Origin of the sequence: Neobacillus sp. YIM B06451, from assembly GCF_032667185.1 — a bacterium.
Lineage (GTDB): Bacteria > Bacillota > Bacilli > Bacillales > Cytobacillaceae > Bacillus_D.
Genome location: NZ_JAVFKJ010000004.1, coordinates 41492 through 65319 on the forward strand (window position 1 = coordinate 41492; position 23828 = coordinate 65319).

The 23828-nt window shown below is 46.6% G+C and carries 22 protein-coding genes; 12 read left to right on the top strand and 10 right to left on the bottom strand.

Annotated features, from left to right (window positions below; translation table 11 throughout):
* The first annotated feature begins 37 nt into the window (after window positions 1–37).
* Entirely contained in the window at window positions 38–835 is a 798-nt protein-coding gene (locus tag RB160_RS09925) for an amidase (protein ID WP_316570094.1), read from the top strand.
* 317 nt (window positions 836–1152) lie between these two features.
* Here the strand turns inward: RB160_RS09925 and RB160_RS09930 are convergent, their stop codons facing one another.
* On the bottom strand, window positions 1153–2676 hold the full coding sequence (locus RB160_RS09930) for an FAD-dependent oxidoreductase (protein ID WP_316570095.1): 1524 nt from the start codon (window positions 2674–2676) through the stop codon (window positions 1153–1155).
* Between the two features lie 294 nt (window positions 2677–2970).
* Here RB160_RS09930 and RB160_RS09935 point away from each other — a divergent pair, with 294 nt between their 5' ends.
* Both RB160_RS09935 and RB160_RS09940 read left to right on the top strand, forming a co-directional pair.
* The gene (locus RB160_RS09935) at window positions 2971–4113 is read left to right on the top strand and encodes a trans-sulfuration enzyme family protein (RefSeq protein ID WP_316570096.1); all 1143 of its coding nucleotides are present in this window, start codon (window positions 2971–2973) and stop codon (window positions 4111–4113) included.
* Window positions 4114–4316: 203 nt separating this feature from the next.
* Window positions 4317–5051, top strand: a complete 735-nt coding sequence (locus tag RB160_RS09940; protein WP_316570097.1) for a CBS domain-containing protein — start codon at window positions 4317–4319, stop codon at window positions 5049–5051.
* A 186-nt stretch (window positions 5052–5237) separates the two neighbouring features.
* Here RB160_RS09940 and RB160_RS09945 read toward each other — a convergent pair whose 3' ends face one another.
* Window positions 5238–5654 carry a DUF1360 domain-containing protein gene (locus RB160_RS09945; protein WP_316570098.1) on the bottom strand — a complete coding sequence of 139 codons (417 nt, stop codon included), beginning with the start codon at window positions 5652–5654 and terminating at the stop codon, window positions 5238–5240.
* 156 nt (window positions 5655–5810) lie between these two features.
* On the opposite strand from RB160_RS09945, the gene safA reads away from it, so the two are divergent.
* The 6 genes from safA to RB160_RS09975 all read left to right on the top strand — a co-directional run bounded on the left by safA (window position 5811) and on the right by RB160_RS09975 (window position 10253).
* On the top strand, window positions 5811–6422 hold the full coding sequence (gene safA / locus RB160_RS09950) for a SafA/ExsA family spore coat assembly protein (RefSeq protein ID WP_316570099.1): 612 nt from the start codon (window positions 5811–5813) through the stop codon (window positions 6420–6422).
* A gap of 183 nt (window positions 6423–6605) precedes the next feature.
* A complete protein-coding gene (locus RB160_RS09955) occupies window positions 6606–6956 on the top strand; it encodes a lmo0954 family membrane protein (RefSeq protein WP_316570100.1) in 351 nt (116 codons plus the stop codon).
* A 22-nt stretch (window positions 6957–6978) separates the two neighbouring features.
* Complete coding sequence (locus RB160_RS09960) at window positions 6979–7623, top strand: PspA/IM30 family protein (RefSeq protein ID WP_316570101.1); 645 nt, start codon at window positions 6979–6981, stop codon at window positions 7621–7623.
* A gap of 229 nt (window positions 7624–7852) precedes the next feature.
* Window positions 7853–8584, top strand: a complete 732-nt coding sequence (gene liaF / locus RB160_RS09965; protein WP_316570102.1) for a cell wall-active antibiotics response protein LiaF — start codon at window positions 7853–7855, stop codon at window positions 8582–8584.
* Entirely contained in the window at window positions 8581–9624 is a 1044-nt protein-coding gene (locus RB160_RS09970) for a sensor histidine kinase (RefSeq protein WP_316570103.1), read from the top strand. Before liaF ends, RB160_RS09970 begins: the two co-directional genes overlap by 4 nt.
* Complete coding sequence (locus RB160_RS09975; RefSeq protein ID WP_316570104.1) at window positions 9621–10253, top strand: response regulator transcription factor; 633 nt, start codon at window positions 9621–9623, stop codon at window positions 10251–10253. Before RB160_RS09970 ends, RB160_RS09975 begins: the two co-directional genes overlap by 4 nt.
* Before the next feature lie 404 nt (window positions 10254–10657).
* Here RB160_RS09975 and RB160_RS09980 read toward each other — a convergent pair whose 3' ends face one another.
* Window positions 10658–11368, bottom strand: coding sequence for a TrkA C-terminal domain-containing protein (locus RB160_RS09980; RefSeq protein ID WP_316570105.1), 711 nt, complete (start codon window positions 11366–11368; stop codon window positions 10658–10660).
* A 75-nt stretch (window positions 11369–11443) separates the two neighbouring features.
* Window positions 11444–11707, bottom strand: a complete 264-nt coding sequence (locus tag RB160_RS09985) for a hypothetical protein (RefSeq protein ID WP_316570106.1) — start codon at window positions 11705–11707, stop codon at window positions 11444–11446.
* Between the two features lie 178 nt (window positions 11708–11885).
* Between RB160_RS09985 and RB160_RS09990 the strand changes: the two genes are divergently transcribed.
* Window positions 11886–12833 (top strand): magnesium transporter CorA family protein, encoded by a 948-nt coding sequence (locus RB160_RS09990; RefSeq protein ID WP_316570107.1) that lies wholly within the window; start codon window positions 11886–11888, stop codon window positions 12831–12833.
* Window positions 12834–12898: 65 nt separating this feature from the next.
* Here RB160_RS09990 and RB160_RS09995 read toward each other — a convergent pair whose 3' ends face one another.
* The 5 genes from RB160_RS09995 to RB160_RS10015 form a co-directional block, all read right to left on the bottom strand.
* Window positions 12899–13534 (bottom strand): Bax inhibitor-1/YccA family protein, encoded by a 636-nt coding sequence (locus RB160_RS09995; RefSeq protein ID WP_316570108.1) that lies wholly within the window; start codon window positions 13532–13534, stop codon window positions 12899–12901.
* Window positions 13535–13689: 155 nt separating this feature from the next.
* Window positions 13690–14091 carry a large conductance mechanosensitive channel protein MscL gene (gene mscL / locus RB160_RS10000; protein WP_316570109.1) on the bottom strand — a complete coding sequence of 134 codons (402 nt, stop codon included), beginning with the start codon at window positions 14089–14091 and terminating at the stop codon, window positions 13690–13692.
* A gap of 312 nt (window positions 14092–14403) precedes the next feature.
* The gene (locus RB160_RS10005) at window positions 14404–15636 is read right to left on the bottom strand and encodes an aminopeptidase (RefSeq protein ID WP_316570110.1); all 1233 of its coding nucleotides are present in this window, start codon (window positions 15634–15636) and stop codon (window positions 14404–14406) included.
* A 408-nt stretch (window positions 15637–16044) separates the two neighbouring features.
* A complete protein-coding gene (locus tag RB160_RS10010) occupies window positions 16045–17634 on the bottom strand; it encodes a M20/M25/M40 family metallo-hydrolase (protein WP_316570111.1) in 1590 nt (529 codons plus the stop codon).
* Between the two features lie 15 nt (window positions 17635–17649).
* Window positions 17650–18918, bottom strand: a complete 1269-nt coding sequence (locus RB160_RS10015) for an MDR family MFS transporter (RefSeq protein ID WP_316570112.1) — start codon at window positions 18916–18918, stop codon at window positions 17650–17652.
* A gap of 167 nt (window positions 18919–19085) precedes the next feature.
* On the opposite strand from RB160_RS10015, the gene RB160_RS10020 reads away from it, so the two are divergent.
* Together RB160_RS10020 and RB160_RS10025 are read left to right on the top strand one after the other, a co-directional pair.
* Complete coding sequence (locus tag RB160_RS10020; protein WP_316570113.1) at window positions 19086–20297, top strand: hypothetical protein; 1212 nt, start codon at window positions 19086–19088, stop codon at window positions 20295–20297.
* A 13-nt stretch (window positions 20298–20310) separates the two neighbouring features.
* The gene (locus RB160_RS10025; protein WP_316570114.1) at window positions 20311–20670 is read left to right on the top strand and encodes a YkvA family protein; all 360 of its coding nucleotides are present in this window, start codon (window positions 20311–20313) and stop codon (window positions 20668–20670) included.
* Between the two features lie 897 nt (window positions 20671–21567).
* Here the strand turns inward: RB160_RS10025 and RB160_RS10030 are convergent.
* On the bottom strand, window positions 21568–23655 hold the full coding sequence (locus tag RB160_RS10030; RefSeq protein ID WP_316570115.1) for a DNA topoisomerase III: 2088 nt from the start codon (window positions 23653–23655) through the stop codon (window positions 21568–21570).
* Window positions 23656–23828 lie beyond the last annotated feature (173 nt).

The window sequence follows — 23828 nt, forward strand, 5'->3', positions numbered from 1 at the left end:
GTTGTGTGCAATTTTATTATGTATGGCGGCGGGGTCAATGGGAAATCAAATTGTAAAGGCTGAGGGGGTGCCGCGGGCAACCTGGCTGTGGGATACATCCCTTATCGAAACTCGGCCTGATGAGGTGCTCGCTTTTCTTAAGGAAAACAACGCAAACCAAGTTTTTTTACAAATCAACCGGGACATCAGCATGAATTCATACAAGCGGTTCATCAGCAAATCCTCAGCTTTAGGAATCAAGATTCATGCGCTTGATGGCGCTCCTGACTGGGTATCCGGGAAAGGCGGCGCGTATTTGAACCAGTTTATGGGGTGGGTTGCTAGTTATCAAGCAGGGGCCGCTCCGGAAGAGAAGTTCTCTGGAATCCATCTCGATTTGGAGCCGTATTTGTACAGTGGCTGGACGTCCAACTACAAAGCCACAGTGCTTGCCTATCAAACCCTTCTTTTAAACGCGAAGGCGCAGTCTGGCCAACTTGGCTTGCCTCTGGGTGCGGATATGCCTTTTTGGTTTGACGAGCATACTTATAACAATAAAATTGGTAAAGGCAATCTCGCCAATTGGGCCATTCAAACGGTTGATTTCCCGACCATCATGGCCTACCGCGACACGGCGCCGGCAATCACCGAAATTATCAGCAACGAAATCCGCATGGCGCAAAATGCGGGGAAAACGCTTATTGTCGGTGTGGAAACAGGCGCAAGTTCGGAGGGTAATTCCATCACATTCCATGAAGAGGGAAAAGCTTATATGGAAGGCGAACTTGCCGCGGTTGATGGCAGCCATGTTTTTGCCATCCATTATCTTGAAAGCTGGATGAATATGAAACCTTAATGTTTTGGGAGAACAGTTGCACCAGAGGGGGTAGCTGTTTTTTTTACACGGGTAATTCGGGAAATAAACAATTTTGAAAATTTAGATAGAGGCGAATCCATGAAATAATGGGTTGAATAATTGGAAAAATGGTCCGAATTCTTTAAAAAATGGGGTGAATAAAAGTCGGTGGCTGCTAATTAACAAGATTGTAAGTGAATTTAACCCGTTCTTTTTGTAAAAAGGTATAGTCCCGGCTGGGAAATTTGGTGATCATTCCATAAATAAAGGGTGCCTAACAAAAATGAGGCAAAGGGTATGTCCTCTGCCTCATTTTTTCATCCTTCCAGCTTTTTAAGGTCTTCGATTGCCGGGCCTTCGACAACTTCTCCGTTATAGGCGAATCGTGAGCCATGGCATGGGCAATCCCATGTCTTTTCGGCGCTGTTCCATTCGCACTCGCATCCAAGATGTGTGCACGTCGTATCAACAAGATACAGCTTCCCGGTTTCGTCCTTGTAGCCGCCGGCACGTTTGCCATCGACCAGAACAACGCCGCCTTGGCCAACCGACAGATCGCCAGGGAACTTAGGAATAAACTCCAACTTTCCTTTTACAAGATGGCCGGCTACAGACGCATTAAAGCTGACCGCCTTTTTTAACGCCGGGTCGAGCTCGAAGCGGGATGGGTGATAAAGTTTTTTATACGGGCTTTCAAGGTTCAGGACATAGTCCGTTAAAATGTGCCCGGCGAGCGTACTCGTCGTCATTCCCCACTTTTTATAGCCTGTTGCAACAAGGATGGTTTCTTCATCATCCTTTAATGGCCCAATATAAGGCAGTTTATCAAGCGTATCCAAATCCTGCGCTGACCAGCGGTACATATAGTGCCCGTTTCCCAACACATCCTCGGCGAATTTAGCGAGCGCAAGATAATGCTTCTCTGTATTCTCACTTTTCCCGGTACGGTGGTTCTCTCCGCCGATAATTAGCAGGTTATCCCCATCATGAGGCGTATAGCGGATTGAGCGGGTAGGAGAATCCGCGCTTATGTACATGCCGCCGGGATATTCCTTGTCCGTCTTCACACCAATCGCATAAGACCGGGACGCGTACATCCTTGCGAAATACAGACCTCTTTTATCAAAAAATGGCCAGTGCGAGGCGATAATGGCATGCCCGCAGGATATTTTCAGCCCATCCTTTGTATGGACAACGGTGCCGCCTTCAAGGGTGATATCCTTCGCGGTGGTATTTTCAAACACTTTGCAGCCGGCATCAATGGCTTTTTTCAAAAGCGCCCTTAAATATTTCAGAGGGTGGAACTGTGCCTGGTGTTTCATTGCGAGCGCATTTTTGACTTTGATGTTAAACGGGATGCTCTCGCGCAATTCGTGCGGAATGCCAAGCTTTTTATATGCTTCAGCCTCGGTCTCGATTTTCGATTTGTATTGATCGGTTTCGGAGTAAATGACCGCATCCTGGCTGCTGAAGTCGCAGTCGATGTTTTCTTCGTTAATGATCCTTCTGATAAAACCGAGCGCATCGGAATGGGATTCATAGTAAAGCTTCGCGTTTTCCTCGCCAAAATGGCTGATCAGCTCATCGTATAGCAGACCGTGTTGGGCCGTGATTTTTGCGGTCGTATGCCCTGTCGTTCCGTTCAGAACACTGCCGGCCTCGATAATCGCCACCTTTTTGCCTTGTTTAGAAAGCAGGTAGGCCGTTGTGATGCCGGTCATTCCCGCCCCGACGATAGCGACATCAACAGAAAGGTCCCCCTCAAGCCTGCTAAACTTCGGAAGGTCGATTTCTCGCCAATACGTTCTCGGATACTTTGGCGTCCTGCTTTGTCCGCTCATGTTATTCCTCCTTCATCTGATAAGTCCGAATAATGCAATCTGCAATTCACTTTATCCATTCCTTAGGGCAACTGTCCCTAAAGATTCGCTTGGTTCAACCTAACCATCTGCAGAAAACCACCGCTGATGGAAGCTTCACTTTATTGTTCCCTGTTTTGGGAAAATAAACTCAATAACTTGCCAGGGGTCTGCTATCTGATTTTTCGAAGGATTAGCAATTCCGTTGACGCTTAATGCACTGACTGATATACTCACCCTCATACTAAGGATACCCAACAGAAGAAGGTGGCTTGAGTGGCAAAGGAATTTGAAACAAAAGTATTGCATGGGGACAAAATAGGCAGGGAAATTGCAAGCAAGGTGACACCGATTTACCAGACGTCTGCCTTTACGTTCAAGGATTTGGATGAGCTTGAAGGGTTTTATGAGGGCAGTGGGCGCTATCTGTATTCGAGGGTTGGAAACCCGAATACGGATGAGCTTGGCGCGGCGGTTGCCAGGCTTGAGGGGGCTCCTGCCGGAGTGGCGGCTTCATCGGGATTATCGGCTATCCTCGCCGGGGTGCTCGCGGCTGTTAAAAGTGGCGGCCATATTATCGCGGCGGACGACGTATACGGCGGCAGTTACCATATGCTGAAGGAAGAACTGAAGGATTTTGGCATTGAGACAACGTTTGTCTCATTTACTGACCTCTCCAATGTTGAAAAGGAAGTCAGGGAAAACACCCGCTTGATTTACACGGAAACGATTACGAATCCGCTTCTCCGCGTCGAGGAGCTCGGGTCGGTTATTTCTTTTGCGAAAAAGAAAGGCCTAATCACGCTTGTCGACAATACGTTCGCGACACCGCTGCATGTCCGCCCGTATGAGCTTGGTGCCGACCTCGTTGTACATAGCGCCACTAAGTATATTGGCGGCCATAGCGATGTGACATCCGGCGTCGTAGTCGGAAGGGAAGACTTGATTGCCAAGGCGAGCGGGAAGATAACCAACCTTGGAGCCAACCTGAGCCCCTTTGAAGCGTGGCTAACTACCCGTGGCTTAAAAACGCTGGCGCTCCGCATGAAAGCCCAGTCATCCAATGCCCGGCTGCTTGCTTTGGCGTTAAAGGAAAATCCGGATGTAAAGAGAGTGTATTATCCATTCGGGTATGGGGAAGATGGGTACGGCGCGATCGTTACGATTGAGCTTTCCGAAAAGGCGGATATGAATGGATTTTTCCGGGCGTTTTCCTGGATTAAAATTGCGCCAACACTCGCCGGCGTGGAAACAACCGTTTCCCACCCGGAAGTGACATCCCACCGCGCACTTTCACCGGAAGCGCGCGCCGCACTTGGCATTAACCGCCAAGTCGTCCGAATTTCGGTCGGCATTGAACATGTGAATGACATCATCAGCCAGTTCGAAACGGCGATTAAAGAATCCCTTCAAGGTTAATGAAACGACAGCACCGGCTAAAAAGGCCGGTGTTTTTTACCCGAAATTTGTGTTGCAGTTAAAAGGCCAATCTCTTTTGGTTCCCGCTTAAATCATCTAAAACTTCACTATTCAAGTACCCCTCCATGGCTGCCATGTTTCACAATCACCTCAAGATTGGTAAATAAGTAACGGGAAACTAGTAACTTTAAGGAGGCCAGCCTATGGCTCATAATCAAAAAGAGATAAAAAGGCAAAGGGAGAGATCCGAACGCTTTGAGGTGGCGTTCAACCAAATCCATACAGAATTAAAAAAGCTCGAGAAAAATGCAGATACCGACCATTTTATCGAGTTGCTCCATAAAGTGAAGAACAGGCATGCGCCAATACGCCGTTACTTTGACGATTTAAAAAGCTATGCCCGGCTCCGTAACGCGCTTGTCCATGAAAAGAGCAGGAAAAACTTCTATATTGCCGAGCCCCATCCGGAGGTTGTTGAGCAAATTGAAGCAATTGCCGAATTCCTGCAAGTCCCACCGTCAATCCTAACTGTTGCTTCGAAGCCGGTGAAGACGTTCCAGGCGGATGAAGAAATCAAGGACGCGCTTCTCGAGATGGAAAAGCACGAATTCACACAGTACCCGGTTTACGAAGGAGAAAGATTTAAATTCTTGATGACCGAGAGCGGGCTGAGGTGTTATTTTGCAAGCAGGCTGAAAGGCTCCAAGATTGAACTCGCAGGACAAAAGCTAAGCGATGTCCAAAAGTATGAAAAGACGAATACGGTTAAAATCGTATCGAAGGATATGAATATTTTCGAACTTCAGGACTTATATGATTCCCGTCCGGAGCATGAAAACAAACTGGAGGCAGTCATCATCACCGAGAATGGATCACATAAGGAAAAGCCAATCGGAATCGTTTCCTCATGGGATTTAATAAAGATGGATACGGATTAATTCATACCCTGGATGCATCCAGTTCCTGTTTAAATTAAATGGCTCCCCAAATGATTGTATAAACATCCCGGCCAAACCATTTTCAGCCGTGAAACAACATTTGTGAAACAAGAAAATTCGGGTGGTGCCAGGCACTGTTCGTATTTTCAAGTAAAAAACTCGCCAAATTCGGCGAGTTTTTTTGTGTTAACCTTTTGGATGTTCCTTTGGAGGGCGGGCATCTGGAGTGTTGGTTTCGTGCTCTTTTGCGGAGTAATAGGCGACTTTTTTAATGTTGACGCCAACAAATGTTTCTATGACAGACTGGCCGCCGGCAATGGCTAGGATTAGCCCGAGGACAAGGAATACTTTTGGAAAAAGCAAATAGCCTCCTCCAAGGAAAATCGCGCTCCAGATGCCCGCGCACCAATAACAGTTAAGCAGGTAGCCAAACATGTTCTTCGGGACGTCCTTTACCTCGCTGCCATGCGAAGTCTTAATCTCCTTCTTCTTCATGAAAGGCTTGCGGATAAATTCGGTAATTTTATCAAAAACAATCAAATGGGTCAGGCGATAGCTCGCCAGGATAAGGATGATGAGTTCCAGCCAGGACAGGCTTTCCATAATGAACCTCCTACAAAAGCTTTTGGTGTTAGATTGCCCAAAACATGCCTAAGGGTCCGTTATCTGTTTTCCCGCCCGCGAGAATAATAACCATCCTCTCTTCGTTTCGGTATATTTTTGTGAAAAAAACACAATCTATCCCGAGGAGGCGATTATATGAAAAAAGCTTTATTGATTCTATTGGTTTTCGTCATGGCCATTGTTGCAGTGCCGTCGATTTCAAGCGCCCAGACGATCCATACGGTTGTCCGGGGGGACACGCTCTGGAAAATTTCTGTCCGGTATCACGTTGGGCTTCATGAACTGATTAGGGCAAACCCGCAATTTAAAAACCCAGACTTGATCTATCCTGGCCAAAAGGTAACCATTCCGAAAATTGGGGCAAAGTCGGTGGAGCAGCAGGTCATTAGCCTGACGAATCAGGAGCGCGCCAAACATGGTCTTAAGGCGCTTGCGCATGACTGGGAGCTCTCAAGGGTGGCAAGGTATAAGTCCGTCGATATGAGGAACAAGAACTATTTTTCTCATACAAGCCCTACATACGGTTCGCCGTTCACAATGATGAAGAATTTTGGTATTGCCTATAGATCCGCTGGTGAAAACATTGCGGCAGGGCAGACGACCGCGGCGGAAGTCGTCCGGGCATGGATGAATTCGCCGGGCCACAGGAAGAATATCCTGAGCCGGGACTATACGCATATCGGCGTAGGCTATGCGGCAGGCGGTTCCCAGCGGCATTACTGGACACAGATGTTCATCTCCAAATAAGCTCTTTCATGGCATCCGCTTTCCAAAGCGGGTGCTTTTCTTTTGTTAAAAAAAGTCAGTCCCACCGCTGGGCCGAGCCTGTCCTCCGCCTCAAGTCCTAGATGAAAATCTGGCTTGAGCACGTTATTGAAAATTCTCCCTGAAGGTAAGATAGAGACATGAAAGGAAAGGAGAGGAAATGGAGTGAAAAAATTTGGTTTGCTCGTAGCAGGAGGCATCGCGGCCATGGTCCTGTTATCGACAATTGGCCCAATCGCGGGAATGGTGATCAGCCTGGCAATTCTGTACTTTGTGATTAAGCAATTCTTGAAAACGAAATCGACAGCGGCGAGGATTGGCCTTGGCATCCTTGGCCTGATCGTCCTATCGTCGGCGGCAAGCAACGCGCCTGCTCTATTCGGCCTAGCGGCGGCTTATGTCCTGTACCTCGTGTACAAAAATTGGAATGACACAAAGTATTCCGAACCCGTTAAAGAATCTGATCCATTCGTTAATTTCGAAACGCAATGGAACGAACTGCATAAAAACCACTAATTCATAAGGGAGAGAAAAGACAATGGCAAACTTATTTACTAAACTCAAAAACACGGTGATGGCGGATCTGCATGAAGCGTTGGACCAGAAGGAAAGGAAAAATCCGATCGCGATGCTGAACGAGTACCTTCGCCAATGCGAGAAGGAAACTGAAAAGGTACGGAAGCTTGTTGAGCGCCAGCATGCGTTGAAGGAAGAATTCAACCGTGAGTACAACCTTGCAAAAGATATGGCCGCAAAGCGGAAGCATCAGGCTGACGTAGCATCCCAGGCAGGGGAACTTGACCTGCAGGAATTTGCGTCAAGGGAGTACCTACAATATTCTGAGCGGGCGGCGCGCCTTGAAGAGGCGATTGCCCATGCGACAAGGCAGCACAATGAGCTTGAAGCGAAATACGAGGAAATGAAGCATAAGCTGAAGGACATGAACATTCGCCGCCTTGAATTGATGGGCCGGGAAAATATGAGCAGAGCCAACCATCGCATTAGCCAGGTGGTGGAATCGGGCGAATTGAAATCGGAAACCCGCTTCCGGGAAATCGAAACCTATCTTGACACTGTTGAGCACGAGGCGAATAACAACTATATGCGCAGCACAATCGATGCCAGGATTGCCCAGCTTGAAAGACAGTTGAAGGAACAGGAAGGGCAGCAAAACGCGCAATAAAATAGACTGGCCGAATGTGAAGTATGCACGGCCCAAGTAACAAAAGCAGGGGCGAGTCCCGGTAATACGCCGGGACGCCCTATTGTCAATAATTAAAATGTATAGAATGTCTAGCTTCAACGCTAAACGGGCGCTTACGCTTTTCTTAAAGACAACAACCCACGGGAAATGATATCCTAAAGATGACAAAAGATTATAGTACAGAAGAGGCTTTCGGGGAGGAAGAAAGATGGATAGGAAAATGACAGGGGATTATATGGGCTGGCTCATATTTGGCGGCGGAATCATACTTCTATTGGAAATTGCCTTTTTTAACAGCGGCCTTGTCTTTTCCATTTTCCTGGCTGTGGCCTTGATTTACATTGGCAGGAAAAAGTCTCCTTCCAAATTCGGAAAATTTCTTTTTTGGGTAGGGGTTGCAATTTTAATCGCGAGCCTGATGAGTATGATTACATTGAAACTGGTGCTGATTGGGATGCTCGTTATGGTCTTTATCCAGTTCATGCAGTCAAAAAAAGCGCATAAGCGGATAGCCCCGTCCATTGAAGTTACAAATCCGGGTAGTTCCGGGCATATTGTAAGAACAAAACCGCTTTTTGAAAATATCTTGTTTGGCCAGCAAAAAACCCCTGACCATGTGTATGACTGGAATGATATCAACATCCAGGCAGGGGTTGGCGATACGACGATTGATTTGAGCTACACCGTTTTTCCAAAAGGGGAGACGGTCATCTTCATTCGGAACTTCATTGGCAATGTCCAAATCCTCGTCCCGTATGAAATGGAGGTCAGCATCAACCACTCGGTAATGGCGGGTTCGACGACCATTTTCGGCCAGGAGGAAGAAAAGGTTTTTAACCAGGTCTATCAGGTGAAAACAGCTGATTATGATGAATCGATCCAGAAGGTGAAAATTTTTACATCATTAGTCGTCGGGAATCTCGAGGTGAGCCGGATATGAGCGCAATCCAAAGACAGGTTGTCTGGTGCCTCGGGTTCGCCATTATTTTAATGGTTATTGGTTCAACGGCCTTTTTTGTCGTTTTTCCAATTTCCGAATTGTCGCAGCTTTGGGAGAGGGAACTGATGGGCATCCCATTCATCATTTTTTTACCAGCATCAAGCGGGGCATTCGGAATTTTGTTCGGCTTGATTTCCGGTGTTTTCTGGAAATCACAGCTTTCACAGATCGGCCAGTCACTCCGCCAGATTGAGGAAGGGCATCAGGCGGAATTCAAGGATGATGGTTCTGTTTTTGAAATGAAAGAAATCCATGAACGTTTTCAAAAACTGAATGCCCAGCTGTCGGAAAAAGCAAAGGTATCTCAACGGCTCGCGACTGAAAAAGCCGAAGAGCAGGAAGTGAGAATCCAGGAAATCATCTCCCAGGAGCGAAACCGGCTTGCCCGCGAACTTCACGACTCTGTTAGCCAGCAGCTTTTCGCCGCTTCGATGCTGATGTCGGCGGTGACGGAATCAAGAGAGGAAGTGAAAGGCCCGGAATCAAAACAATTAAAGCTTGTAGAGGAGATGATCCACCAGTCCCAGATTGAAATGAGGGCGCTTCTCCTACACCTACGCCCGGCAGCCTTGAAAGGCAAGTCACTTCAGGAAGGCATCGCCGAGCTTCTTAATGAGCTTTCACAGAAGGTAATGATGGAAATTACCTGGAGGGCAGAGAACTTTTCAATGGATAAAGGCGTGGAGGACCACCTGTTCCGTATCCTCCAGGAATCGGTCTCTAACACGCTTAGGCACGCGAAGGCAAAGTCACTCAACGTACTGTTAATTAAAAGGGATGGTTTGATTATAATGCGGGTTGTTGATGACGGAGTCGGCTTTGATGAAGATGACCGGAAAGCGGGTGCGTACGGCCTGCAAAATATGCATGAACGCGCGCTGGAAATAGGAGGCACGCTGAAGATTGTCTCTGTGAAGAATAAAGGGACGCGGCTTGAAGTGAAGGTTCCGGCTGTGTCGAATGGGGATGGGGAAAAATGATTAAAGTTGTATTTGTTGATGACCATGAGATGGTCCGCATCGGAGTATCTTCCTACTTGTCCGCACAGCCCGATATCGAGGTGGTTGGCGAAGCGGACAACGGGCAACGGGGCGTCGAACTGGCGCTGGAACTAAGGCCGGATATCATCTTGATGGACCTTGTGATGAAGGAGATGGATGGAATCGAGGCGACACGCCAGATTATCGAGCAATGGCCCGAGGCGAAAATCATTATCGTCACTAGCTTCCTTGATGACGAAAAAGTGTACCCCGCCCTTGAAGCGGGTGCAACAAGCTATATGCTGAAAACATCGAAGGCAAGCGAAATCGCGAACGCTGTCCGTGCTACATACCAGGGCCAATCGATTCTTGAACCGGAAGTTACTGGCAAAATGATGCTCAAGATGCGCCAGAAAAAAGAACTCCTTCCCCACGAGGAACTGACGGAACGGGAAATGGAAATCCTCCTGTTGATGACCGAAGGAAAAACGAATCAGGAAATCGCCGACGAACTGTTCATAGCTTTGAAAACAGTCAAAACTCATGTGAGCAATATTCTCTCAAAGCTCCAGGTCCAGGACCGTACACAGGCTGTCATCTATGCGTTCAAGCACAACCTTACGAAGTAGGATCCGAAGTTTAAGAATAATAGAAGAGCTTCCTTCCAAGAGAAAAGGAGGCTTTTTCATTTGGGCAGTTTTCAGGAGGCTTAATTGTTTTGAAAATGGTACGTAATCCGCTTCATAACAGCCATCTGGTTCATAAAATCAATTTTCGGTACGTAAAAGTATAAACCCGGTTCATAAAAGTAAAATTCGGTTCATAAAAACATCATTATGGTTCATAAATCCAGCAAACAGGTTCATAAAAGCTAGAACCCGCTAGCCATTTGCTATCACCATCATAGGTTGGTGCCTAAGGACCAGCAGGACTAAACTTCCTGGCAGCAGAACATGCCGAAAATCATGCGAAATTTACATGCCTGACAGCGGGAATCGTCCCCGGCTACATACTCCCAATACTTATGGCTAAATCATTTGTTTTTTGCTTCCGGATTTTCCTCGATTTTCTCTTCATGTTCTTTTATTTCGGCCTCAAATTTCTTTTGCAGAAGCGATTTGTCTCCGTATAAAACCAACTGGTCGCCGGCCTGGATTTTTTCTTTTTGCCGGTCGTGGCGTATGGCCACATCCCCTCTTTTAATGAAAAGGATATTGATATCCTCTTCTGGCTTGATCGTTTCCTCCAGTGTATTCCCGACTAAATCAGACGCCTCATGGACATGAATTTCTACAAAGTAATCATCATCATTTTGCAATAGTACATCTTTGATCGGGAGGTCCTCGAGTTTATAGTTTTCCTCAAGTTCTTCCTGAAGGATGGAAGAGAGCCTTTTTTGTAAAAACGGAAGTTTGAGGATAACCAAAAGCAGGACTAACACTCCCGCCGTAACGCCTAGCTCGGTTATATGAAAATTTTTTTGCAGGATGCCGCTTATGGCGGAAATGATGACAGCGAGGGAAAAAGCGCCAAACATGATCAGGAAAGCGCCGAGCCTTCTCCTGATTGGATGGGCAATAATGAGCTCGGATTCCCCCGTAGTGAATCCTGTACTTGTCAGCATGGATACGACCTGGAAACGGGCGATGGGTTTTTCAAGCCCTGTAAGGACAAATAACGCTGTACAAATTTCCACTACGATCAAGATAATCCCGATATAAATACAAATAAATAAATAACCCATCGCCAGTTCCTCCGTATCCGGAATCATGAATCGCCATTTTGGCCAAATCAGCAAAAAGCCTAAAGGGGTTACCCTTTAGGCATTATCCTGTTCGTTCTTGTTGTAGTAGTGCACTCCGTATTGTGATCCTTCGCTAACCATTTTGTTGTCATCGAGGTCCATTGGGTCGGATAGGCCGGCTTTTGCGACGGCAGGCTCCATATTGTTTTTTCCAAATGGAAGTTTGTTGACTGCTGAATTGACCATTTCTTTCATATTCATACTCGACGGTTTCAGTGCGTACCAAAGCAATGCCCCAATTCCGGCTCCAGCTACCAGGTAACGGGTATTTCGATTCATGCCAGACCATCTCCTTTTCGTCTATTTTCTCTCTTGAGTGTAATGTTTATTTACCCTGTGCCTCGTCCATAAAAACCTTCCCTCCTCGTTAAGGGCAAAAAAGTTTTGAAAAGGATACTTTTGGGGATTGTTAAATAAGGCTGGGTACGTATTTATTGATTCGATTGGATGTGGGGAAATGAAGCATGTATTTAATGGGGGTACCTGGGAATGGCATGAATTTCCGGAATCGGATAAAGCGGGAATCGAAAAGCTTATCCGGGAAAAGGATCCCTATGATATAAATAAATGGGCAGCTAATCTACCAAGGATAAAAACAAACCATATAATGGTAGACACATTTCGGAAAGGACACGAATGGATAGCCGGAACCCTCGTTTTCAAACAGGATTTAACGGAAAAAGAAGATTATCATTATTTCCACTTTTTTGTCGCGGAAAATTTCATGATAACGAGTGGGCTGGATTTTAATGTTTTTGGAAAAGACGATTACAGCCTTCTGAATGAACAAATGGAAACCTGCGATAATGCCCTTGAGGGATTTTCAGTCCTGCTCGGGGAAATTACGACCAGCAGCCTGATGAAAATCGACCCATTTGAGGTAAAGCTCAACGACCTTTTTTGGAAGGTTAAAAAAGAGAATAGTACCGGGTTGCTAGAAGAAATCTACCATGCCCGGCATGAGTTGCTGGTCCTAAAACACCTTATGATGCCGCTTCAGGAAATTAAAATAGCAATGGAAGAGGCATTTGGAGAACAAGCATCCGGCGGGCCAGAATATAAAAGAACGTGTTTGAAAATTGAGAGGGGTTTCAAAATCGCAAACGAATACCAGACGGAGATCGATACGCTTATAAGGCTAGAGGAAGTTGTTTCTTCACACCGTGGAAATGAGATTATGAAAACACTGACGGTTCTTACAACTTTGTTCACCCCTATTACCGCTCTTGGGGCCTTGTGGGGAATGAACTTCAAGAATATGCCTGAACTTGAGTGGAAGTATGGGTATTTATTCGCAATTGGACTTGTTATGATTTCTACTCTTATCCTATATATCGTTTTGAAAAAAAAGGGATGGGCGGGAGATATTTTACGCGGAAAAAAGCGGAATTCATTCTTTAAATGAACGAAAGGCAGGCCTGGGGGAAGGCCTGCCTTTCATTATCTATTCAAAAAAAGGGGGAACACATATTAATCGTCGCTCGACAAAATGCCGAAAATACGCAACAAATTGATGAACAGGTTGACGAAGTCCAAATACAGGTTCAGGGCCATGAGCGGAACTTCTTCAGCTGTAACGCCATAATGCTTCATTCTATTAAAATCAAATAGGATGTAGCCGCTGAAAACAAGGACGCCTACGAATGAGAATGCGAGCATTCCAGTCGAGTTAAGCGGCCAAATCAAATTGAAAATCGAAATTGCGATAAGTGCGAGCAGGGCTGCCATCAGCATGCCGCCCATCCAGGAGAAATTGCGCTTCGTCTTTGTTGCGTAAACGCCGATTCCCGCAAAAACAACCGTTGTTGTCCCTAGTGCGAGCAAGACCACTTTGCCACCAGATTGTGCCATATAGTGGTAAATAATCGGGTATGTGGTTATACCCGAAATGAACGTAAAGGCATAAAGGAATGTGTACGAAATCGTCCTCTTTCTGCGAATCAGGAATGCGAAAACAAGCATACCTATTTCCAGGATGATAAGTGGAATAAATAATGCCGGAGGAACGTAAACACCAGCCATTGCGCCAAGGAGCGCGAACGCAATCGACATTGCGAACGCCCTCATTACGGATGGCAAATGTTCCGTGCTGGTTTGTACATACATGAGTGCTTCACCTCATAAATTTTTTCGTATAAACGTTGTACGGGTGGAAGATTCAAAGGTTTCAATTTTTTTCAAAAAAATTCTGGGCAACTGTAATCAACGGACATTGTATCCGGCTGGTTATTCTTGAAGACGATTATTTAGAGAAAAAGAAGCTAGCCGCGGTCAGCAGATCCCTTGGTCTGTTCTTTTAGGAGATCCCTGATTTCCGTTAACAATACCTCGGTTTTGTCGGCTTCTTCTTTTACCTCTTCCTTCTTTTCTTCATTCACCTGCCTGAAGTGTTGGAACAGCCTTATGAAAATAAAAATTGAAAATGATACGATTAAAAAGTCGATAACAGACTGCAGGAACTCTCCGTAGAGGAGTTCCGCGTCACCTACCGGAAAACTCAGGCCTTTTAGGTCGATTCCCCCCATAAACAGGCCGATAAGCGGCATCAGGATATCTTCAACAAGCGAAGCGACGATTTTGCCAAAAGCCCCTCCAATGATGACCCCGACAGCCAGGTCAAATACATTTCCTTTCATTGCGAATTTCTTGAATTCTTGCAGCATTCCAAATCCCCCATTTTTAAAAAAGATAAGCCTACTTTACCAGCAATGCATGGAGTTGTCACTGCCTGGAATGAAAAAAAGGAGAGGCTCTCTGGCAATAAGTTGTGCCTCTAACCGCGAAGGTTTACAAAAAAACAGACAGGGTTTTCGAAAACCCCTGCCTGCCTTCCTCATTAGATGCAAACCATTTTTTTTAAAAGTTTAAATGAAATGGTGTTTTTCAAACAACCTTTGATTAAAGTGATGTCCCACTTTCACATAAACGGTCAGATTAAGTGAAATGGTTTTTCAATCAAACGTTTGATTGAATTGTTAAATTGCCCAGTTTCCGCCTCGGAAGACGGGTTCGGATTTGCCGTCCTCGGTGATGCCGTCGATGTCCATTTCGGCGGAGCCGATCATGAAATCAACGTGGGTGATGCTCTCATTCAAGCCTGCCTCTGCAAGCTGCTCGGCATTCATTGTTTTGCCGCCTTCAATGCAGAATGCGTACGCGCTGCCGATTGCCAGGTGGTTTGACGCGTTTTCGTCGAAAAGTGTGTTGAAGAACAATACATTTGATTGTGAAATCGGCGAGTCGTAAGGGACGAGCGCCACTTCCCCAAGGTAATGGGAGCCTTCATCGGTTTCAACAAGCCTCTTCAGAATTTCTTCGCCTTCTTCGGCTTTTACATCGATTATTCGGCCATTTTGGAACGTCAGGCTGAACTTGTCAATGATGTTTCCGCCATAGCTGAGCGGCTTAGTGCTGGAAACAACGCCGTTGACGCCAGTTTTGAGCGGAACGGTGAATACTTCCTCTGTTGGCATATTAGCCATGAATTCAAACCCTTTTTCATTGATGCTTCCAGCACCTACCCAAAGGTGGCCATTAGGAAGCTCGATCGTCAAATCGGTTCCAGGCGCCTTGTAATGAAGGAATTTAAAGCGCTTATCATTCAGGATGCGCACCTTTTCGTGAAGGGTCTCGTCATGCTGTTTCCACGCCTGAACCGGGTTTTCCGAGTCGACACGGACAGCTTTGAAAATCGCATCCCATAGCTTATCAACCTGCTCGGATTCTGGAGCATCCGGGAATACTTTGGCAGCCCATTCCCGGGAAGGGACAGCGATGACTGTCCAGCTAACCTTATCGGACTGGATCATCCTGCGGTAATTGGCAAGTGCGGTACCCGCGGCTTTCTGGAAGTTGGAAATGCGCTGTGGCTGAACACCTTTCAGAAGGTCCGGGGATGAAGATACAATCGACATGAAGGCAGCTCCATTTTCGGCAAGCTCTTCCGTTTCCTTCGCTCTCCACTTTGGATATTCATTGAATGCTTCCTCTGGTGCAAGTTCATACTTCAGGCGTGACACCGTATCATCGTTCCAGTTAACGACGACATTGTATGCACCGGCTTCGTATGCTTTTTTCGCGGCAACCCTGATAAATTCTGCTGCGTCAAGCGTCGCATTGATGACAAGCGTCTGGCCAGGCTGGACATTGACCCCAACCTTGACAGCGAGCTCCGCGTACTTTTCCAATCTTGTTTGAAAATCATTCATTGTATGTACCTCTCTTCCTGTTTCATCCTCCTCAGTTTATCTCTTTTTTGGAAAAAAAAGAAATGAAATACACGCGGGTTATGTGAAAAATGGCCATTTCAAGGTACAAACAAAAAAGCAGCAGGCGAGGCCTACTGCTCGATATCATTATATAATTTTATATTCAAGTAAATCCCCCAGGAAAACAGCGATGCGAATGCGATAATTCCTGACAAAGAGGTAGGAGACATCCAATCCATCATTTCCACCATCCCAACGTGGTTTAGTATCTGTTAACTTGAAGTATACGCTCATTTATCAAACAGTTCAATTAAAAGTTCACCAAATTTTCACAAAATAATATTGACAAGATGATAGGGTGAGCGCAGTAACTTGAAAATGGAAAAACCTTAAATAACACTCCCTACTTCATTTGGATAGCAGAAAAGCCTGTTGGACAAGTTTTTTGAGCAGCTCCGGGAGCGCTGTGAATGAAAAGTCCAGTTCGAGCCGTTCCGTTTTCTGGTGCGGGTCGGCTCCATATGGACCAAGGTTGAATACCGGCATATTGAGTTTCCTGATTGAATCGAATGGAATCGTATAGCCATTGCCGTAGAGAGGCATATTCCCGGAAAGAAGCCTGATATCTTTTTCGGTCATGGACGTTGCGACAAAACTTAGATCGCACAGACCTGGAAAAAAGTTCCGGGCGACAATTTGTTCATTCTCCTTTTTTATAAAAGAAGCAAGTGACTGGACCAAACCGGAATTCCGGGATGAAACGGCCGGGTAAAAGGGAGGGCTAAAATAAAATACGATAAACGGCTTTTGATTTACAAACGCTGAAAACTCCTGAACGATTCGAAGTGTTTTACCTCGCTCGTCCTCTCCGGCGGCTGCTGCCAGAGAGGAAGCTATTAAATCCGCGGCTCCTTCTTCCCCAATTAAATCAACAGCATGCGCATACAACTCGTCCCACGTATAAACCCCTATCTCAAAAGGTAATCCCTGCATGCCGGCTTCTTCCGCTTTAACCCGGTAATGGACTGCAATTCTGCCGGCTGCTTTCCGGGTCTCGGCCAAAAGCCAATGGAACAGTTCCTCAGGCTTTTTTTCCATATACAATAGGTTGAACATCACCACCGCTGAGGTTGGCGTCTGCACATTGTAGCCTGCTTTTAAATCCCTCATCATCAGATTTGTCAGGGCGGGGGTTTTCTCGTCGCCAATCGTTTCGGCACTCCTGCTGTTCAATTCAAACTCCATCGTCAGCGCTGCCGCCATCAGGGAAGCATTCAGGCCGGCAAACGGTTCCCCGACATGCGTTTCCTGGCCGATGCATAAAAAGCTCGGCATCATTTTCCCAATCGTTCCGGTATACATGTATTTATTCGTATCATGTGGGTGCTCTTTGAATGAGGGCTCCGAATTCAGGCAAAGAATGTATTCAAGACCCAGTTCCTCTTTTAAGCGGAGGATTTCATCAATGGCCTTCAGCATTCCTTTAGAACTGACTTCCTCGTCCGAAACGGTAATGAACAGGAGATTTCCGTCAAGTTTGCCTTCCCCGCCTTTTTCCAGAATGGATAGTTGGGCGACGATGCCGGCCTTCATATCCAACGAACCTCTGCCGAAAATCCAATCCCCTGACTGCAATTCCTCCCTGAAATCGTCCGGCAATAACTCTGGATTGGTTTGATATACTTCTGTCAGTTTTTCTGTATTGAACGCGAATTCCTTAAGTTGCCCATAATCGTCGACCCCTACGACATCGAAGTGGCTGATCATGACAATCGTCTTTCGAGTGCCCTTCTTTTCCACAAAAGCAGCCAGGAAGGAGCCGTCCAGTGAATTATGTACATTCAAATGATGGGGGTTCTCCTGGAAGTAGGGGAGCTTTTTCAGCTCAAGCGCCAACAAATCCGGGAATATCGCCTCCGTTTCCGTCCCCGTGATGCTGGGAATGCTCACGAGCCGCGCCAATAAATCCGATAATTGTATCTTTGTTTGCCAATACATATCCAGGACCTCCTTTTAGGCTGAATCCGCTTTTTGTTTATCATATAACCTAAAGGTCACCCAGTACAGCACTGCGCTCAAAAGTGAAAGCGCACAAAGGGTAATGAAGGTCCAATCATAGCCGATCCACTCGGTTAATGGTATGGATAGGGGTGCAATTGTCCTCCCGATGGTATATCGGAGGCTTGCCGCAGCGAAATACTGGCCGCGCAGGTGTTCAGGGGCAAGCTTTGATACAAATCCTTGCTGGACGCCGGCTGTTGCGAGTTCTCCGAGGGTGAAGATTGCCATGGCGAATATAAGCCCCCAAATCCACACGGTCTGTCCAAAGAGGATAATCGAAATCGCAAACAAAATTGATGACACGATAAAAACATTTTGCTCTTTGTATTTTGACATCCATCGTGTGACAACGACTGTAAATAGTGCGACGAGCAACCCGTTTTCAGAGAGGATTAAGCCAAAAGCCTGTTCTCCGTTCACCTTGAAACTCCAGTCCCCCAAACTGAATACTGTCTGGGTTCCAACGAATTCCTTCATGTAAACCGGAAACAGCAAATCCAACTGCATAAATGTCTGTGAAACGACAATCCCGGCGATGATGAACAGGAGGAAAATTTTGTCGGCCATAATGACCCGATAATCTTTAAACTGATTAACGATTGCCGAATACCAGCTGTTTCCGTCGGTATTAGCGGAAACCATTTTATGCGGCAGCGTTTCCCGGATCCATTTTAAAAGGATAAATGAAAGCAGCAGGCCGATGAAACCTGAAACGAGCAGCACTTCGAAAGGGTAACGCACGAAAAAAATCGACCCAAGGATCGGCCCGATAACAACCGATATATTAATCGAGGTGTAGAACACGGCGAACACTTCACTCCGGTCTTTTTCTGGTACGAGATCGGCGACCATCGCTTGGCTTGCAGGCCAGTAAAGCGAACCGAAAACCCCGGCGAACGCAAAGCAAATAAAGCCTAGCATCGGGGAGTCGAGCAATGGTGACTGGGCAAGCCCGAAAACTAGAAAGGACAAACCCTGGCCCGCCGCTGACAGGACCATCATCTTTTTCCGTCCAAACCGGTCGGCACAGTAGCCCCCAATCAGGTTGGCGGCAACCGAAAAAACCTGCGAGAAGACAAGAAGGAGTCCTGCTTTGCTTTTCCCGAATTCCTCGGAAAAATAGATTGCTAAAAACGGAAAGAACATCCAGAACATTGTATTAAATGATGCTTCCGCCACGAGACGGATGCGTAAATTAGTATCCCAATCTTTAAGGCTCATCTGTAAATCTCCATTTCTATAACTGAAGGCAGCTTTTTAATCATACTACCTTAGAGGAAGAATTTTCAAGAAAGAAAACCGTTTTTAACATCCGCGTGGAAACAAAAGGTTTTCTCATGAAGAATGCCGAACTATACAGTTGAATGAAACAAAAGGGGCGAAAATCCATGGACAATATGATAAACAGGATTGCCGAAGATATGACGAAAACCAGTCCGGAACAAATGTGGGCCGGCTTTCAGTATGTGGCGTTTGCGCTATATGATGAAAAGCTGGTTTATTTATTCAACCATCCGAACTATCCGGCGGTAAACGAAAAACCGTACTGTGTGTTAACCCGCACGGATTCTTTTATCGCTGAAACTTTGATTCTATTTGAAGGGCATCCAACCGCTATAGCGAATCTGTCCCTCCATAACGATTATGAAGGATTGTTTTCCACCTTGGTCCACGAATTATTCCATGGATACCAATATATAAAAGGGGAAAAACGGTTCCCGAATGAGCTTCTCGGAATTATGTATCCCATCCAGGAGGAAAATGTCGAGGCGAGGAATCAGGAGAGGAAGGCTTTGCATGATGCGTTCATGGCGGACAGCCGTGAACAAATGCTTCATGATCTCTGCCGGTTTATAGCGTTGAGAGAGAAACGGGAGGAACTGATCGGGGAAGCGCTCGAATACGAAAACAGGATTGAAACGGTCGAGGGGCCGGCCATTTATCTCGAGGCAAAGGCAAAGTCACTCGTAAGCCCGCTTTCTTTTGGAAAAATTCTCGAATACTATGCGGCCTTCCTTGTTGATCCCTATGATTCTTCCTTTCAATTGCGCAGAAGCTGCTATTATACCGGAATTTTTTTATCGTTGATCCTTGATAAAGTAGCTCCAGCTTGGAAGGAATCTTTTATGGAAACGGATAAGACTTTGTATGCTATTTTAAAAGAAGCCTTATTTGGCCAGGGGCTGGGCCTTCCTGAAGTGAAGTTGTCTTTAAGTGGGGAGAGCCGGAACATTGTCAGGGAGATACTTGAAAAAAGGGAACAGGGTTTTGATGAGTTTTATAAAAAGCCCGGAACTCGGGTATGCATATTAGGAGAACTAACAGCCAAAGGAATTGACCCCATGAACATCATCCGCCACGGGGACAAGCTGCTGCACAAACATTATCTAAAAGTAGCCATAAGCCAAGAGGAATATCTTTTCAAGCAGCCCGTGGTAGCATTTATTAATAAGGATTACCGGCAGATGAAAGAGCTGCATCTAATCCTAAATAACAAGCCCGTTGAAACGAAGGAATCGCTCATCTTAGACGGCATCGGTGAAATAAAAGGGACATACAAAAAAAAGGGAGATATTCTTTACCTGTACCCGAAAGAATAGGTGTGAAAAATGTATGCAAAAATTGAAGCAATGGGCTAGGCAGCTTAAAAAACAGATCATGATCCTTTACTATGCGGTCAGGGATCCCCGGATGCCGTGGTATGCGAGGCTTGTGGCTGCCATGGTTGCCGCTTATGCGCTTAGTCCAATCGATTTGATTCCCGACTTTATCCCAGTGCTCGGATACCTCGATGATGTCATCTTGCTGCCGATCGGAATTTGGCTCGCCCTAAAACTAATACCGATGGAAGTCAGGCGAGAAGCAGCCCAAATGGCAGAAAACGCAAAAAGGCCGGTCAGCAAGCTTGGGGCGGCCGTTATCATCCTGGTTTGGGTTGTGGGAATTGCAGCAGCATTCGCTATTCTATGGTAATTGGTGGAATGTAAAAACCGTTTCGAAAGGGAAACCCCGCCAAAACGGTCTTCATAAAGGCTATTTCGCACATCGTTGTCACGACTCATTGCTTTTCGTGACAACCGAACCAGTTTCTTACACATGGTTGTCATGAATCATAGCTTTTCGTGACAACCAAACCGGATTTTTCGTACATGGTTGTCACGAATCATTCACTTTCGTGACAACCGAACCGGATTTTGGAACATCGTTGTCACGAATCATAGCCGTTCGTGACAACCGAACCAGATTTTTGCACATGGTTGTCACGAATCATAGCTTTTCGTGACAACCGAACCAGATTTTTGCACATTGTTGTCACGAATCATAGCTTTTCGTGACAACCGAACCAGATTTTGGCACGTGGTTGTCCCGAATCATAGCTTTTCGTGACAACCGAACCAGATTTTTGCACATGGTTGTCACGAATCATAGCTTTTCGTGACAACCGAACCAGATTTTTGCACATTGTTGTCACGAATCATAGCTTTTCGTGACAACCGAACCAGATTTTGGCACGTGGTTGTCCCGAATCATAGCTTTTCGTGACAACCGAACCAGATTTTTGCACATGGTTGTCACGAATCATAGCTTTTCGTGACAACCGAACCAGATTTTTGCACATTGTTGTCACGAATCATAGCTTTTCGTGACAACCGAACCAGATTTTGGCACGTGGTTGTCCCGAATCATAGCTTTTCGTGACAACCGAACCAGATTTTTGCACATGGTTGTCACGAATCACGGTCTTTTGTGACAACCGAACCTGATTATTACGCATGGTTGTCACGAATCACGGCCTTTTGTGACAATCGAACGAGATATTGAAGAACGATTCAAAAGGGAAACCCCGCCAAAACGGTCTTCATAAAGAACTTAGTCTTCTTTCTCTAAAGCTTTTTTAAGCAGGTCGCCGAGGCTTGTTCCGAAATCCTCCTTTTGGGTGTATTTCTGGACAAGCTTTTTCTCTTCGCGCTTGTTGACGGCTTTTTTCTTTTCTTCGGCTTTTTCAACGACGTTGCACGGGCGGCACTGGAAGTAGGTGCCGGCTTTGCCATTGTGGATTTCCATTTTCTTATGGCATTGCGGGCAGCGGCGGTTCGACAGCTTCGGATCCTTCCGCTTCCGGTATGAGCAGTCGAGGCTTGAGCAAACAAGAACCTTGCCTTCCTTCGTGTTCCGCTCCTTCAGGAAGGAGCCGCATTCCGGGCATTTCGAGCCGGTCAGGTTCGGCGGGCGGTATGACTTGTCGCTCGTTTTGATTTCGGAAACGAGCCACTTTGTCTGTTCGCGGATTTTCCGGCCAAATGCTTTCGCATCGCCTTTTCCCTTAGCGATTTTCTCAAGCTCTTCTTCCCATTTGGCTGTCAGCTCTGGTGATTTTAAGTCATCGTTGACTAGCTCAATCAGTTGCTTGCCTTTTTGGGTAGGGTTGAGACGGCCATTCTGCCTATCGACGACTTCTGTTTCGACGAGCCTCTCGATGATTTCAGCGCGTGTTGCCGGCGTCCCTAGACCGAACTTTTCCATCTGCCCAAGAATATCGGACTCTGAGAAGCGGGCTGGCGGCTCGGTCCATTTTTGGTTTATGTTCGCGGAGGAAACGGTCAGTGCTTGGCCCTCCTTCAGTGCGGCGACTGCTGGCTTAAGAGGAACAGTTTCTTCCTTGCCGAGAACCTTTTTGAACCCCGGCTCAATCGTAACTGTCTCTCTCGTTGTGAACGATTCGCCGGCGGCCGCTACTTCAAACGAAATCGTTTCGTACTCGTACGCTGGGTAGAAGAGCGTGAGGAAGCGGCGGACGATGAGGTCATAAATTTTCCGCTCATCCGAATCAAGCTCGGACAAGTTCGGGCGCTCCTCGGTCGGGATAATCGCATGGTGGTCGGTTACCTTGGCATTGTTGAAAACACGCTTGGCGAGAACCTGGCCTTTCCCTAAAACCGGCTTTGCCTCGTCCTTGTAAGCACCGGCAATGGCGCCTAGGCGGTCGGCCATTGTCGCTTCCATATCGGTTGTGAGATAACGGGAGTCGGTACGAGGATACGTAACCAATTTATATTGCTCGTATAGGCGCTGCATCGTGTTCAGCGTCTTTTTGGCGGAAAAGCCAAAACGCTTATTGGCGTCCCGCTGCAGTTCCGTTAAATCATAAGGCATCGGCTGCGGCTCGGACTTTGTTTTCCGTTCAATTTTTACAACAGCCGCTTTGGCGTTTTTCACTTTGCCAACAATCTCTTCGGCTTTCGCCTTATCAAATATGCGTTTTTCGCCTTTCTTTTCCCATTCAAGCGAGAGTGGGCCAGCAGAAAGGGATATCGTCCAGTATTCCTTCGGTTGAAACTTTTGAATCTGTTCTTCTCGTTCCAATACCATCGCCAGTGTCGGCGTCTGGACGCGGCCGGCGGAAAGGGGATCCTGGTATTTCGTTGTTAGGGCACGGGTTACATTCAAACCAATCAGCCAGTCTGCTTCCGCGCGGCAGACGGCTGATTCATACAGGCTCTCGAACTGGGAGCCTGGTTTCAACTGGCGGAATCCGTCCTTGATTGCTTTATCTGTCTGGGAAGAAATCCACAGGCGCTTGACTGGCTTTTTCCAATGGATTTTTTCTAGAATCCAGCGCGCAACCAACTCTCCTTCACGCCCGGCGTCCGTCGCAATGATGACTTCGCCGACATCCTTCCTCTTGGCTAGGTTCTCGATCGCCCGGAACTGGTGGCTCGTCTGCTTCATGACCTTGATACCCATTTTGTCCGGAATGATGGGCAGGTCTTCAAGGTTCCAGTTCTTGAATTTTGTATCGTAATGCTCGGGCATCTTCAATTCGACAAGGTGGCCGAGTGCCCAAGTCACAACGTATTTATCGCCTTCTATATAGCTTTTAGATGATTGCCTGCATCCAAGAACGCGTGCAATTTCACGCCCCACGCTTGGTTTCTCGGCAAGTACCAATGATTTCACAGCATTCAATCCTTTCGTTAAGCCATTCTTCTCCCGGCAAGCCGGGTTGGCCTTTTACAAGTATACCGGAAAATGGACCATTTTTAAAAACAGGAGGAATGAGAAAGTCGGGCTAGCCCTTGTGGTGCTCCATCAAAATTAATACTGATAGAATTATCAATGCACCTCGAAGC

Excerpts from the sequence above, each read along its gene's own strand:
- RB160_RS10020 (WP_316570113.1), top strand. The coding sequence starts at position 19,086 with ATGGACAATATGATAAACAGGATTGCCGAAGATATGACGAAAACCAGT.
- RB160_RS10005 (WP_316570110.1), bottom strand. The coding sequence starts at position 15,636 with ATGAATGATTTTCAAACAAGATTGGAAAAGTACGCGGAGCTCGCTGTC.
- RB160_RS09960 (WP_316570101.1), top strand. The coding sequence starts at position 6,979 with ATGGCAAACTTATTTACTAAACTCAAAAACACGGTGATGGCGGATCTG.
- RB160_RS09980 (WP_316570105.1), bottom strand. The coding sequence starts at position 11,368 with ATGGGTTATTTATTTATTTGTATTTATATCGGGATTATCTTGATCGTA.
- RB160_RS09995 (WP_316570108.1), bottom strand. The coding sequence starts at position 13,534 with ATGTATGTACAAACCAGCACGGAACATTTGCCATCCGTAATGAGGGCG.
- RB160_RS09970 (WP_316570103.1), top strand. The coding sequence starts at position 8,581 with ATGAGCGCAATCCAAAGACAGGTTGTCTGGTGCCTCGGGTTCGCCATT.
- liaF (WP_316570102.1), top strand. The coding sequence starts at position 7,853 with ATGGATAGGAAAATGACAGGGGATTATATGGGCTGGCTCATATTTGGC.
- RB160_RS10010 (WP_316570111.1), bottom strand. The coding sequence starts at position 17,634 with ATGTATTGGCAAACAAAGATACAATTATCGGATTTATTGGCGCGGCTC.
- RB160_RS09940 (WP_316570097.1), top strand. The coding sequence starts at position 4,317 with ATGGCTCATAATCAAAAAGAGATAAAAAGGCAAAGGGAGAGATCCGAA.
- RB160_RS09985 (WP_316570106.1), bottom strand. The coding sequence starts at position 11,707 with ATGAATCGAAATACCCGTTACCTGGTAGCTGGAGCCGGAATTGGGGCA.
- RB160_RS09930 (WP_316570095.1), bottom strand. The coding sequence starts at position 2,676 with ATGAGCGGACAAAGCAGGACGCCAAAGTATCCGAGAACGTATTGGCGA.
- RB160_RS09925 (WP_316570094.1), top strand. The coding sequence starts at position 38 with ATGGGAAATCAAATTGTAAAGGCTGAGGGGGTGCCGCGGGCAACCTGG.
- RB160_RS10025 (WP_316570114.1), top strand. The coding sequence starts at position 20,311 with ATGCAAAAATTGAAGCAATGGGCTAGGCAGCTTAAAAAACAGATCATG.
- RB160_RS09990 (WP_316570107.1), top strand. The coding sequence starts at position 11,886 with ATGAAGCATGTATTTAATGGGGGTACCTGGGAATGGCATGAATTTCCG.
- RB160_RS10015 (WP_316570112.1), bottom strand. The coding sequence starts at position 18,918 with ATGAGCCTTAAAGATTGGGATACTAATTTACGCATCCGTCTCGTGGCG.
- RB160_RS09945 (WP_316570098.1), bottom strand. The coding sequence starts at position 5,654 with ATGGAAAGCCTGTCCTGGCTGGAACTCATCATCCTTATCCTGGCGAGC.
- RB160_RS09975 (WP_316570104.1), top strand. The coding sequence starts at position 9,621 with ATGATTAAAGTTGTATTTGTTGATGACCATGAGATGGTCCGCATCGGA.
- mscL (WP_316570109.1), bottom strand. The coding sequence starts at position 14,091 with ATGCTGCAAGAATTCAAGAAATTCGCAATGAAAGGAAATGTATTTGAC.
- safA (WP_316570099.1), top strand. The coding sequence starts at position 5,811 with ATGAAAAAAGCTTTATTGATTCTATTGGTTTTCGTCATGGCCATTGTT.